The organism is Nostoc sp. DedQUE09, assembly GCF_034530915.1.
Lineage (GTDB): Bacteria > Cyanobacteriota > Cyanobacteriia > Cyanobacteriales > Nostocaceae > Nostoc.
Genome location: NZ_JAVRCE010000029.1, coordinates 1 through 13,909 on the forward strand (window position 1 = coordinate 1; position 13,909 = coordinate 13,909).

The 13,909-nt window shown below is 40.8% G+C and carries 10 protein-coding genes; 4 read left to right on the forward strand and 6 right to left on the reverse strand.

Annotated features, from left to right (window positions below; translation table 11 throughout):
• Positions 1 to 214 precede the first annotated feature (214 nt).
• The 4 genes from RMY27_RS18835 to RMY27_RS18850 form a co-directional block, all read right to left on the reverse strand.
• The gene (locus RMY27_RS18835; RefSeq protein WP_322665769.1) at positions 215 to 655 is read right to left on the reverse strand and encodes a hypothetical protein; all 441 of its coding nucleotides are present in this window, start codon (positions 653 to 655) and stop codon (positions 215 to 217) included.
• Between the two features lie 536 nt (positions 656 to 1,191).
• The gene (gene bchH, locus RMY27_RS18840) at positions 1,192 to 4,842 is read right to left on the reverse strand and encodes a magnesium chelatase subunit H (protein WP_322665771.1); all 3,651 of its coding nucleotides are present in this window, start codon (positions 4,840 to 4,842) and stop codon (positions 1,192 to 1,194) included.
• A 279-nt stretch (positions 4,843 to 5,121) separates the two neighbouring features.
• Positions 5,122 to 5,724, reverse strand: coding sequence for a hypothetical protein (locus RMY27_RS18845; RefSeq protein ID WP_322665773.1), 603 nt, complete (start codon positions 5,722 to 5,724; stop codon positions 5,122 to 5,124).
• Between the two features lie 14 nt (positions 5,725 to 5,738).
• Positions 5,739 to 6,893 (reverse strand): L-histidine N(alpha)-methyltransferase, encoded by a 1,155-nt coding sequence (locus RMY27_RS18850; RefSeq protein ID WP_322665775.1) that lies wholly within the window; start codon positions 6,891 to 6,893, stop codon positions 5,739 to 5,741.
• A 583-nt stretch (positions 6,894 to 7,476) separates the two neighbouring features.
• Here RMY27_RS18850 and RMY27_RS18855 point away from each other — a divergent pair.
• The 3 genes from RMY27_RS18855 (at position 7,477) to RMY27_RS18865 (ending at position 10,009) form a co-directional block, all read left to right on the forward strand.
• Positions 7,477 to 8,418, forward strand: a complete 942-nt coding sequence (locus RMY27_RS18855; RefSeq protein WP_322665777.1) for an N-acetylmuramoyl-L-alanine amidase — start codon at positions 7,477 to 7,479, stop codon at positions 8,416 to 8,418.
• Positions 8,419 to 8,638: 220 nt separating this feature from the next.
• Positions 8,639 to 9,238 (forward strand): aminodeoxychorismate/anthranilate synthase component II, encoded by a 600-nt coding sequence (locus RMY27_RS18860; protein WP_322665779.1) that lies wholly within the window; start codon positions 8,639 to 8,641, stop codon positions 9,236 to 9,238.
• A gap of 3 nt (positions 9,239 to 9,241) precedes the next feature.
• Entirely contained in the window at positions 9,242 to 10,009 is a 768-nt protein-coding gene (locus tag RMY27_RS18865; RefSeq protein ID WP_322665781.1) for an MBL fold metallo-hydrolase, read from the forward strand.
• 142 nt (positions 10,010 to 10,151) lie between these two features.
• Here the strand turns inward: RMY27_RS18865 and RMY27_RS18870 are convergent, their stop codons facing one another.
• A complete protein-coding gene (locus RMY27_RS18870) occupies positions 10,152 to 11,393 on the reverse strand; it encodes a VCBS repeat-containing protein (protein ID WP_322665783.1) in 1,242 nt (413 codons plus the stop codon).
• Positions 11,394 to 11,828: 435 nt separating this feature from the next.
• Complete coding sequence (locus RMY27_RS18875) at positions 11,829 to 12,266, reverse strand: NUDIX hydrolase (RefSeq protein ID WP_322665785.1); 438 nt, start codon at positions 12,264 to 12,266, stop codon at positions 11,829 to 11,831.
• 305 nt (positions 12,267 to 12,571) lie between these two features.
• Between RMY27_RS18875 and RMY27_RS18880 the strand changes: the two genes are divergently transcribed.
• Positions 12,572 to 13,882, forward strand: coding sequence for an aminopeptidase P N-terminal domain-containing protein (locus RMY27_RS18880; protein WP_322665787.1), 1,311 nt, complete (start codon positions 12,572 to 12,574; stop codon positions 13,880 to 13,882).
• The last annotated feature ends 27 nt before the right edge of the window (positions 13,883 to 13,909 follow it).

Below are 13,909 nucleotides of genomic sequence, written 5' to 3' on the forward strand. Positions count from 1 at the left end.
ATTGCTATAACCCTTGATTTTTAAAGCTCTTTGGGGAATGAAACAGCCCTGCCTTTACAAGGGGGGATTAAGGGGGGTAATTCGACTTGTGTATACACCCTTGCCTTAAAAAGGTGGAAACTAGTGTCCCCTTTTTCAGGGGGTTGGGGGATCTCAAACCAAGTTAAATTGAGTGTTTGAGCTTAAGTTGACACTAAACCCTATTGGATTTTACTCAACTCCCGATCGCACCCGACACCCCATTCATAGATCCATTTGCAGAAGAAGGCTTCATAGAATCGGCTGCTAAAGAATTGGTGGGTTTGGAATTGTCTAGTACGCTTCGCTTCTTCTTGGTATTACCTCGTCTAGCACCACCCGCCATCTCGTATTCTGAGCTGGTTTTACCGTAACGGCTGCCAACTCCTAGTAACATTTGTTCTGACATCGCTATTACAACTTTTTCGGCGTTATTCACGTCATCTGTAAGTTTGTCAATGGTAGATAATGCAGTGTTGTAAGCAGCAAGCTTAGACCGGAGATCGTTAATTGCCACCGTGTAAGCTTGTATAGTCAATCCTTCACCAAAGTCAAGTTGTATACTGATAGATTGTAAACTTTCAATCCGGCGATCGGCTCTTTCTAAAGCGGTGGAATTTCTTTTACGACGTGCCATAATGCATCTCTGCTACTAGGTTATTAGTACTGTTTTATACCAAAACATTTCTACTTGTCATGGGAAAATATAGCAAATCAGTTGCAATTACATTTCTCAAAATTTAGTTAATTTCACTTAGAATATATTTAATTTCAGGTATTAAATAGAGTCATAATTTCATTACAACAATTGCTGCAATGATTTAAGCCTTTCTTATACATGGAAGAACATTTGTTGCACAGCATTAAACAATTGCAGCAACGACTGATATATTTGCCAGAGAAACTTAAGCCTTTCTTATACATGGACGAACATTTGTTGCAAAGTATTAAGCCTTTCCAGCAAGGGCTTATACATTTGCCAGAAAAACTTAAGCCTTTCTTATACATGAAGTAATCTTAGCTGCAAAGGTTTAAATTTTTACAGCTTCAAGCGTAATAGCGTAGGCGTAGCCCGTCGTAGACATCGCTTTCAATACGGTTCGGTTAAGTGAAGACGCGATAAACCGCCGTCTCTACAATAATTTTTATTTGAACTTTTAACGCATCTACCTTCTAAACCGTCACACCTTCCAACTCTTCATCCGTTAACTCATACAACTGACGCAACTTATCTAACTTATCACCATCAGCTTCCCAGAAACCCCGCCCATGCGCCTCCAACATTCTCCCTAAAATATTGCGGAAAGCTTCAGGATTTGCTTTGCGTAATTTCTCCGCCATCTCTGCATCTAACGCATAAGTATCTGCGGCTTGGTCATAAACCCAATCATCGGTAAAATCGGCAGTACCACCCCAACCAATCAACGCTGTCATCCGTTGAGAAATTTCAAACGCACCACCAGAACCTTGATTCGCCATCGCTTGCGCCCATTTGGGATTTACCAACTTGGTGCGATACTCCATTCGCAGCAAATCATCTAAATTGCGCGGTGTAGTATCTTTCGAGAAACTTTCCACAAAGCTGGTTGTAACCTTCTTACCGCTTTGTTTTTCTGCTGCCTTTTTCAAACCGCCCGTATTGGCGTAATATTCTTGAATATCAGTTAAACCGTATTCTACCGAATCGATTTCTTGAACAATGCGATCGCTAGTTTTTAATAATGTATTCAAAATTTCCGGTCTAGCTTGACCTTTATCTTCTCTCCCGTAGCTAAATACATTGCGACTTTGCCAAGTATTGCCTAACTCCTCGCCAGATTCCCAGTTCCCATCAACCACTCTATCATTTACCAAAGAACCAAAATCACCCGCCGGATTAGAAAACAATCTCGCTGATGCATTTTCCACCCCTTGGGCTTTCAAAGCTAAGGCGTGTCTTTTAATAAAATTCTGATCATCCGGTTCATCAGCATCAGCCGCCCGTTGAAATAAATCATCCAACAATTCGATGATATTGACAAAACTATCTCGGAAAATTCCAGACAAATTACCCAACACATCAATTCGGGGATGTCCAACTTCCGCCAACGACTTTAATTCATAACGAACAATTCTGCCAGTTCCTTCCTTAACAGGTTCAGCCCCCACCAATTCCAACAGAATCCCCAAAGATTCACCCTTAGTTTTAATCGCATCCAATCCCCACAACATCACCGCCACCGTTTCTGGATATGTGCCATGTTCATCCAAATGCTGCGCGATAATTTTTTGAGCAATTTCTCGTCCCCGTTCATAAGCAGCAGGTGAAGGCATCCGATAAGGATCTAAAGCATGAATATTTCTCCCAGTCGGCAAAACACCAGCCCCATCCCGCAACAAATCACCACCAGGCGCAGGCGGAATATATTCTCCATTCAATCCCCTCAACAAATTTGTTAACTCATCTGTAGATTGCATCAACAAGTCTTTGATTATTTCTCCTTCTCTTTCTTCTTGATTCTCCCCAAAATAAGCTTCCAAATAAGAAGCCAATTCCTCTTCATTAGGTGCTTCCCCCAACGTATGCAACCCAGAAGAAAACAACCGATTTTCTAAAACTTGTAAATATTCGTACAACTCCACCAAATAATCATCAAAAGCATGACTGCTAAACATCCGAATATTTTCGGGAGTAAACGCAATACCCAACCGTTTAGCATCCTCAAACGGACAATCTGCATCTAAACCAGAGTCTACAATTTTTTTACAAATGCCTTCTTTCAAAACATAATTCTTTTGCGGACCTTCACGATACTCCGAAATCAAATCGCGCAATGCTACCAATTCTTTATATAAACCTGCGCGACCATAAGGCGGTACATTATGGGAAATTAATACACCATAACCGCGACGTTTTGCCAACATTGATTCAGAAGGATTATTCGCCGCATATATATATAGATTAGGCAAGTTTCCTAACAGAATATCCGACCAAGAATAACCCGTATTACCCAAAGGAGAACCAGGCAACCATTCCACCGTTCCATGCATCCCAAAGTGAACGATAGCATCAGCTTCAAACTCATTTTGCAGCCATTTATAATAAGCAGCATATTGGGGATGTGGTGTTAAATCTCGCTCAAACATTAAGCGCATGGGATCACCTTGTATCCCTAATGGTGGTTGTACACCTATCCATACATTTCCTAATTGCACACCGCCAATCTGAAATTCATCGCCGGATGTTTTAATTCCAGTGCCCGTGAGAGATTTCCATTGTTTTTCGATGCGGGAGGTTTGCAGATATCCCAGCCATTTTTCTAGAGTACGGGCGCTAACGGACGCGGGGATATTTTTTGTATCATCTAAAGATTCATCCGCTTCTTTCACCCAGCGAATCAATTCTTCCCCATCTTCTGGTAAATCTCCCACGGTGTAACCTTGTTCTTTGAGTGCATGGAGAAACTTCAGCAAGCTACGCGGTACATTTAATAATGCAGCAGTACCTACAGCCCCATAACCTGGAGGAAACCCATATAAAATGATGGCAATCTTGCGTTCCGATGCAGGTTTTTGCCGCAAAGCCACCCAAGTTTTTACCCTACCTATTAATCGCTGCACCCGTTCGGGAACCAGATAAATATTTTCGCCCACTAAACCACCGAGGGGAACGGTATCAATAGCGCCATCCAATTCTGGTAACGCGTACAACACCACACTTTGCAACCCGCCGACACCTTGGCGCGTCCACGAGGAAATATCTTGAATTAATAATGGTGCGGCAACAATATAAGGTACATTTTTGGCAGTGAGGATGCGCTTTGCTACTTCTATCTGACGGCCAGCTTCCATTGAACCAGCCGGGCCACCCACCAGAGGAAAGCCAATTGTAGAGACGATCGCATCTACTTTTACTGCTTCACTTGATAGTGAGGGAGTCTCTATATTACCTAGTTGTCGTTGCTGAATTTCATAATCGGTTGTCATTAAATCTCGTACCGCCACGTGTCCTTCTACACCGTTGATGAAGATGGGTAAAGGAGTTAATCCAGCTTCTTCCAAACTGCGAATCAGTTGGGGAATGTAGGGTTGTTTGGTGATGACGTGTTTGCGGTAGAGGAGAATTCCGATAATGGGTTTTGTAGAGACGCGATGAATCGCGTCTCTACAACGGGTTTTATACCATTCTAAATAGTCGCGGGGCGATTCAAAAAACCCTTGATAGTCGGGGTGCAGTAATCCGATGTTGGGGGTTTCAATTAGCGGGGGAATGTCACCGACTTTTAAATCTAAGTATTTTTCTGCCAGTGTCCAGAATAATGAAGCGACGTTTTCTGGGCCGCCAGCATTCCAGTAACCATAGATAATTAACCAGTTGCGTAAGTCTTGGACTTTTTGCACTGGGACGTATTTCAGTAGTTTGGGGCCAATTTTTAAGAAGCTGATGTAACCAGCGAGTTTATCTTCTTCTCGTCCGTTGCTAAATTTGTCGAGGATGAATTTAACTGGTTTGGGCATTCCTTTGGGTTTGTCGCCAATGGCAAATATACCCAGCTTGGTTAAACTCATCAATTCCAAGGCTGACTCAAACACCAAACGGATGGGAATTTGGGAAATGCGATCGCGCAACCACACAACCTGGTCATAATCAAATAGTAGGCTACCGAAAAACACATCAGCGCCATCAAGTGCTGCTTCTACCTCAGTGCGTTTGTTGGTAAGATCGCGATCGCTAAATACCCGAATATCCAACTCAGGACAGCGAGAGTTAGCCAAAAAAGCTGCTTTTCTATACAAGTCAGCGTTGAACGATTCAAACCCAGCAACCAAGACGATGCGTTTCATGCCTGTAAGCTACGAAATATTTCTTCACTTTGATCTTAAACGTGCTTTCAGGCTGATTGTTAAATATCTACCCACAGATTCCGGTCATATCATGTTCGCATAATTAGTTATGATTTCCACAGTCATTGCACCCCACACGCCAGATGCTCCACTTGGGGAGACCCCAAGACCGCACTGGCTCCCCTTAATCCCCTCCCCGCTCTTCGGGAGGGGAGACGAAGCGTAGCTTTGGCGGGGTGGGGTTCTTCGGATTTAATAAGTAATCAAGCGAACATGATATCAGTAGTTCCTTGAAGGAGTTAGGACTTCACTATCACCGCTGCCTTGTGAATATTTCGATTTCAAAAAAGTTGTGATGTGTTGAGTCAAATTAAGTGCATCATTGAACTCTTTCGATTCCTGTAGCGCTTCATATAGTGAACGAATTTCTTGTGGTGACAGGTTTGTGAATGTGCGTAACTCGGTAATATCTAATCTCCGGTTAAATTCATTGGCAGTATGCCGCCATTGATGTATAAGCGAAAACAACTCTCTATCTTGACGTTCTGCAAAGACATTAGATGCGATCGCTGTTTCGGTGACAGATATAATTAATCGTGGAAAGACTATCGGTCGTCCCGGCTTATGCGAGTTGGGGTTGAAGCGGCTATCAGATAGAATTACCTCATTCGATCTGCACTCATTCAGTAAGGCACGCAGAAATTCTTTCCTCTTTTCGTTAGCTGATGCCCATCGTTCGCCAAAAATACCGGTAATTGTTGCTAATAATCCCAAACCTGTTAGTAGTGACTCAAAACTTCCTCCCTGAGTCCACCAGACGCCGGCTAGAATAAATCCCAGAAGTAGAGGGAAAAACGTGATCAAGGTCACTAGGTTTTTCATACTTATCTCACATCTTACCGTTTAGACCATATATCATTCGCTACAGAAGAATTATTCTTAATTCCTGAAGAGTCAGAGGCAAGTAAGATTAAATCCATGCCAAACCCATTCTTTAAACGTGGTTCCAATACTGTGTGTAGCTTATCAACAAGCACCAAATTACTGTTTGATATAATTTGATCGATGCCATTAGAAGTATATTTCCGAGTCAGATATAAACGAATCGTATCTTGGTCTTCAAAATTTATTACTGATCGGTCAGGTAGCATGACCTCAATTTTATTTCCACTTAGGTTACGATAGAGGATTTTTATCAAAATTCCTCTATCAGTTTCTACGGCACCATCAAAAAATACACTATTTAAATCGATATGTAAGTCAGTATTTTGCAGCAATGCACTGGTAACAAACTCTTTAAAGGATCTAGTTTTTGCGTATTCTTTCGCTGCATTTTGTGCCGCTTCTTCGCTTAATTCTTCGGTAGTCGCTACTTCAAGGAGTAACCTATCTTCACGTCGCATTAGTTTAGAAAGAGTTTGCAACAGGTCTGTGTCTTGTTGAAAATTAGCTAATGTGTTCCCCAATAACGAAAATAGCACCGGACTGTTATTGATAACTCTATCTAATAGTTTCCGTAACTCGTCAACATTTCTCTCAATTGAGAAATCAACTTGAATTGGCAATACATGGCTACCTTGCAATTGCGATCCTCTCGTTGCTTGTTGCACACCTAGCCTTAACATCTCCGAACTCATATCAACTGGAAAGTAGAGTAAATCGGGATTTGTGTTAATCAATAAACTTAAAATGTGTTGATCTTTTTCACCCGTGCCTACGCCTAAACTTACATAATGATATTTTTGATCTTTGATATTATTTGTATTAATTTGATGCCATCGATATTTAAAAGACTCTATACTCTCTTTCATCACGAGATAGAAGCGATCGTTACAGGCATGATCCCAGGCGATCGTTGGGCCGATTCCCCAATAGGAAAAACCAGATAAAATCTCTTTACCATCACCTGTCGCCGAAAATTCTCCTCTCAATTCTTGCGTGAGTTCTGCAAGTTTGCTAGATTGATCTTCCCCTATAAAGCAGAGAGTCCACCCTAAGCCGGGTTCATTGATGGAATTCTCCAGTAGCTTCACAAAATTTAAAGATCCCATGTTGAGCCTCGTTTCTTGAGCAGTTTATCTGATAAATCTCGCAAAGGTGTCTAGAAGCGATGGCTCCGCCAACGCCAAGGGCGAACGCGTATTCATTAATACTGTAAAGCATTATGTGTTAAGCTGCTCAGGGTTAACAAGAAGCCAATGGTAGAGTCTGTCAAGGGTTTACGACCTGATCAACCCAGCTTCACATCAGGGGGTGCGTTCAGTTTAGAGATTTGGGCATCTAACTAAGTACATTTGTTATGGCTTTCCACTTTTACAAAGCGTTATTATCTAAATAATGGAGGCAATTGCTAGATTTCAATTTATTGCAAAATTTTACTGGTTATTCTCGATATTGATAACTTATAATAGTTGTGTTTTTGGTTACAATATAGTTTTGAATTAGTGAATTTTACCAAATAAAATTTGCTGTTCAGCTTCGCAGAAAAACTTATTTGGTTTAATAGCGTAGGAATGCTGGAAATAATGCAGTTATTGCTAACAAGTATTTTTACAAAGCTATTAACTAAACTTTGTCTATATAATTATAAGAGTTTTGAAATAGTGTAAAAACAAGTAAATTGAGGATGAAATAATGAAATTTGGAATTGATACCGGGCACAATTGTCCACCAGATACAGGAGCTAGAGGTATTAAATTCGAGGATAATTTAACTCTAGATGTAGGTAATAGAGTTATAGCCAAGTTAAGAGCTTTAGGAAATGAAGTCGTAGTATGTAGACCAAGTAGTGCTAATACAGTCCGTGACTCACTCTCAAAAAGATGTTCTACAGCTAATGCCAGTAAAGTAGATATTTTCGTTTCGATTCATTTTAATGCTTTTAACAAGCAAGCTAATGGCACAGAAGTATTTGCAACTAGTGATAGAGGTAGAAAAATTGCTAAACCTGTATTGGATGAAATCATTAAGTTAGGATTTTTTAATCGTGGCGTTAAGAGTGGTTCTCACTTGTATGTTCTGAAAAATACAGATATGCCTGCTATCTTGATAGAATGTTGCTTCCTCGATTCGCAAAAAGATATGAATCTTTTTAATCCTGAAGCAATGGCTAATGCAATTGTCAAAGGCTTAACTGGTAAACTGCCAAGTGCCCCTATTAACCCTGTACCAGATGAAGAGGAGAATATAGATGAGACTATTCTCAGACTGCAAAAATCCTTAAATAGACTAAAAATAACTGATAAAAATGGTAAGGCTTTAGTGGAAGATGGCTTCACAGGAGCTAACACCAAATCTGCTGTAGAAAAATTTCAGACTATTGTCGGATTTAAGCCGACTGGAATTGCTGACGCAACTACATGGAATGCCATAAATCTAATTTTAGCAAAACGAATTATCAGACCAAACCATGCTGGTGGTGCAGTTGTCAGATACTTACAATACCGTTTAGGTGTTGAGAATGATGGCGTCTACGGGCCGCAAACAGAGGTTGTAGTTAAGAACTTTCAAAAGCAAAATGGTTTAGATGCCGATGGAATTATCGGACCTGCTAGCTGGCAGAAATTAATTGGTTAGGCTGATGGGGACTAGAGATTAGAGACTGGGGTAGTAGTGCTGAGTAAAGAAGTTGAGAATCTAACTTCTTTACTCAGAACTGGAAATGGGCTAAACGCACCACTACGAACTTTTTTGCCTTCGCATTCTTTTTTCAAATTGGTATAACGAACAAATAGCATGAGATACTTATTTATGCTTTTTGCAACTGATGAGTGGTAACAACCAGGAGTCACAAGCTTTGATTATAGTGATCGACAATTACGATAGTTTTACATATAACTTAGTGCAGTACCTGGGAGAATTGGTATCAGAGTTCCCAGTGGCAGATGATATTAAAGTTTTTCGTAACGACAAGATATCCATAGATGAGATTCGGGCATTAAAGCCGGAAGCTGTGGTTATTTCTCCTGGGCCTGGTCGCCCGGAAGATGCCGGCATTTCTTTAGAATTGATTGAACAGCTAGGACAAGAGTTACCAATTTTGGGTGTCTGTTTGGGACATCAAAGCATTGGTCAAGTGTTCGGTGGTAAAATAATTCCTGCTCCAGAGTTGATGCATGGCAAAACCTCTCAGGTGTCTCACACTGGAGTGGGGGTTTTCCGGGGATTAGAAAATCCTCTAATTGCCACCAGGTATCATAGTTTGGTAATCGAACGTGAGACTTGCCCAGATGTGTTAGAAATCACCGCTTGGGTTGAAGATAACACCATTATGGGAGTGCGACACCGGAACTATCCTCACATTCAGGGCGTCCAGTTTCACCCAGAGAGTGTCCTGACATCTTCAGGAAAACAGTTATTGCGAAATTTTCTGGAACAGTTACAGTCAAGAGCATAATTAATGAAACGACGACAGTTGATGGGCTATGCTGGGGCGGGGTTGGCCACAGCTTTGGTTACTACTTTGGGTTCTGAATCTCAAGCTGACGCACAATCTAGCGGTTTATCAGTTCAGTGGTTGGGTCATACTTGCTTTCTTTTTACTGGCGGTGGTGCAAAAGTTCTCGTCAATCCGTTTCGGACAGTCGGCTGTACTGCTGGGTATCGTCCGCCAAAAGTTGCAGCAGATTTGGTACTGATTAGCAGCCAACTACTGGATGAAGGTGCTGTGGATGTACTACCGGGAAATGCAAAACTCATCTATGAACCAGGAGTTTATGAATTTAAAAGCATTAAATTCCAAGGAGTTGCCATAGACCACGATCGCAAAGGTGGTAAGCAGTTTGGCTCAAATACTGCTTGGAGTTGGAAGCAAGGCGGAATTAATATCCTACACTTAGGCGGGGCTGCTGCACCCATTTCTATTGAGCAAAAAATCTTGATGGGGCGTCCCGATGTAGCATTTATTCCAGTGGGAGGCAGTGCAAAAGCCTACAATGCTGAGGAAGCAAAGCAGGCTGTTCAAGTTTTAAATCCCAAGTTGGTGATTCCGACTCATTACCGCACACAAGCTGCTGATGCTGCTAAGTGCGATATTTCGCCATTGGATAATTTTCTGACCTTGATGCAAGGGATGACAGTGCGGCGTAGCAATGGCGATAGTATTTCCATTAGCCCTGGTAAATTGCCGGAAAAGGGAGAAATTCAGGTTTTGAGTTACAAGTTTTGAGCAGTAGGGAATGAGGGAGATGAGAGAGATGAGAGGGGTAAGGAGGAGAAGAGGGAATTATTGAAAATCTTTCCCTTATCTCCCCCCTTTTCCTTGTCTTTTTTGTCTCTTCTCCATGCCTTATGCCGAATGACCCTAGATTTTAGAACGTATACCACTCTGGGCCTAGCTTATCTGCATCGCTGATCGGAGTCTCAACTGCTGTCGTTTCATTTATAGTCCAAATGTTGTCTGTACCTGCTGTCTGATCGCGCCAGTAGATATCAGTCTTGCCATCGCCGTTGAAATCGCCAAGGGATGGTGTCAAGGCCGCGTTATTAGCTGGTAAGAAAGCTTCAGTTGCAACTGTTGTACCATCCATCAACCAAGCGGTGTTCGCGCCTGTGGTTCCATTGTGCCAGAAGATATCGGTCTTGCCATCACCGTTGAAGTCACCAATTTTGGAAGTCCAGGATGAGTCAAGTGTCCCCAAAGCACCCTCGGTGACTAAGATACCATTCATCGTCCAAACCTTGTTCTCACCTGTTTGAGCGTTTCTCCACAGAATGTCTGTCTTAAAGTCGCCGTTGAAATCACCAAGGCTAGAAGTCCAAGCGGCATCTTGTGATTGTAGAGCAAAGTCAGTCTTTTGCGTACCATCCATAAACCAAGCGACGTTATCGCCAGTTGTCTGATTGCGCCAGAAGATGTCACTCTTGCCATTGCCATCGAAATCAACAATGGTAGGAGTATATGCTGCGTCTGTAGTGTCTAAAACAGTTGCATTCAGAACTGTGGTGCCATCCATCTCCCAAATAGCGTTCTCACCGGTTTGACTATTGTGCCAGAAGATATCGGTTTTGCGATCGCCGTTGAAATCTCCAATCTGAGGACTCCAGGCTGGATCAACGCTACTTAGAGCAGCCGCACTACCAACTCTGGTGCCATCCATCAGGACAACGCTATTTTCACCGGTTGTCTTATTGCGTAATAAGAAGTCGGTTTTGCCATCAGCATTGAAGTCAGCAATTTTGTAATCATAGGCGGATAGGTCAAATTGACCTAAAGAACCTTGTTCGACAACTGTTGTTCCATCCATCAACCGAATGATAATCTCACCGGTTGTAGAATTGACCCAAACTTTGTCTGTTTTACCATCACCGTTAAAGTCAGGAGTAATTGCCGCACTAGTTAAGTAAGGATTAGGGTTGGGATTTGCTGACGTTTTAACAGGCGCAGTCACTGGTTGACTTTCTAGTGCTAGTGAAGAACTCTTATTTCCAAACCCCAAATCATAATTTAAACTCTTAAGAGAAGTTGTCAAGATTTCTGATTTTGCAAAAGAATCTGATGCTAATCGAGATGTATTCAAAGCTAAGGGTGAGGAATTTTGATTTTCAGGCATGGTGAATTTTTATTATTGGCTGTCATATTTTTTTAACTTTTTTTTGCAATCTCTTTCTGTAACGAAATAACATTTATCCGGATTTCAATATTTCTTTATAACCATTTTTTATTTATTAACATCACTCTTTGAAGATAAATATTTGTTTTTTAAACTATTATTCTAAAATTTTCAAGTTCTATATAAGCATTTCCAAAATATGTTTTGTAATTTATATATGTTATTTATAGATAAAAATGATTACTTTATCGATTTTCTTTGACATTTGAAGCTTGTATCAAAAATCTACCTACGAATCAGAAATTTATTTTATGTTGAATTAGACAGACTTAATTAAAATAGAAGCGATCGCTATATTATTCCTAATGAATTTGCCTAATATTACCTTTACTTTTTTGGCACGTTTTTAAGTATTAGCTGAAGATCCACTATTTTTTATTTTGTCAACAAGCTTAGATAAAAAATAACCTTGACATCGGCTAGTCCTAAATTTGAGCTATCCAATTTAACCCAATAAAAATCGAAGGCTATAGGGTTTTTGCTGGTACTTGGATGTATTTCCCAATGCCGCCAAGTAGATGGTGTAGACTGAGTTAATTCGAGATGATAAACATAACGTTCTTGAACTTCATCCCGATAGGGAGTCATGTTGTATTGATAAATACCTAATAACTCAATAATCTGAACTCCCTTAACACCAGATTCTTCATAAATTTCTCGCAGTACAGCTTCAGATGGCTCCTCGCCTTCTTCAACTGTACCAGCAGGTACTTGCATGCCAGCTTCAGGAAAATCAGTATGTGTAAATACCATTAATTTATTTTTCTTGGTTACATAAGCGAGAACTTTTTTTATTATGGTTTTATTAGACATATTTTTTACTATGTGTTGTTAAATGTATGAACTACCAAAATTTGTATAAAATAAACGTTTAAAACTTATTTAACTTCATGAATATCCTAAATCTTTTGATAAAAACAAGATTTCTGAATTGTTTAAAAATTAGGAAAACTGAGTCTTTCGAGATAATTGATTATTCTCCAATAATTTATCCCTTGAGTGGAAACAAATATTGGTTAGAATAACTTAGATTAGCAACTATTAAGAGGCATCATCTGTGCATCTATTATTTGTTAAAAGTGTAAAATAATACAATACTGTTTAAAAGTACATCAACTATGCAAGCAGAATATCGGCAGCGTCGCGAACAATTAATGGCAAAAATTGGTGATGGAACAGCCATTTTTCGCAGTGCGCCAATGGCAGTGATGCACAACGATGTCGAGTATGTTTATCGGCAAGATAGTGATTTTTTTTACTTGACTGGTTTTAATGAACCACAAGCAGTAGCAGTGTTAGCGCCGCATCATGCAGAACATCGGTTTGTGCTGTTTGTCCAACCGAAGGATCGCGAAAAGGAAGTATGGACTGGTTATCTTTGTGGAGTAGATGCAGCCAAGGAAATTTATGGTGCTGATGAAGCGTACCCGATTAGTGAGTTAGATGAAAAGTTGCCGCAGTATTTAGAAAAAGCTAGCCGGATTTATTATCACTTAGGACGCGATCGCAATTTTAACGATCAAATCCTGAAACATTACCAAAGTTTACTGCGGACTTATCCGAAGCGGGGAACAGGACCGATCGCTATTGAAGATACCGGCCCTGTCCTCAACAGCATGAGATTGATCAAAAGCGAAGCTGAGGTGGAATTGATGCGTCAAGCAGCTGCGATCGCAACTGAAGCACACAATTATGCCCAAGAAATCGCCGCACCTGGACGTTATGAGTACGAAATACAGGCGGAGATGGAACGGATCTTTCGAGTGCGGGGTGGGTTAGGGCCTGCTTATCCTTCGATTGTGGCTTCTGGTGTAAATGCTTGCGTACTACATTACATTGAAAATAATCGTCAAATGCAGGATGGAGAATTACTGCTAATTGATGCCGGTTGTGCTTACGGTTATTACAATTCTGATATTACCCGGACATTTCCTGTGGGGAATAAGTTTACGCCAGAACAAAAAACGCTGTATGAAATTGTTTTAGAGGCACAAAAACAAGCGATCGCTCAAGTGCAACCAGGTAATCCCTTCAAATTAGTTCACGATACAGCAGTGCGCGTTCTCACGGAAGGTTTAGTCGAACTTGGCATTCTCAAAGGTGAAATTGATAAGTTAATTGAAGAAGAGAAATACAAGCCATATTATATGCATCGTACCAGTCATTGGTTAGGTTTGGATGTCCATGATGTAGGTGTTTACCAGCATGGTGAAGACAAACCACAGATTTTACAACCAGGTCAAATTTTGACAGTGGAACCGGGACTATATATTGTGCCAGATACCAAACTAGCAGAAGACCAGCCAGAGACTGATCCTCGATGGGTTGGCATTGGTATTCGTATTGAAGATGATGTGTTAGTTACACCTGGGGGACATGAGATTTTAACTGCGGAGGTTCCAAAAGAAATAGATGAAATAGAAAGATAAAAAATGGGGATGATATCATGTCCGCTT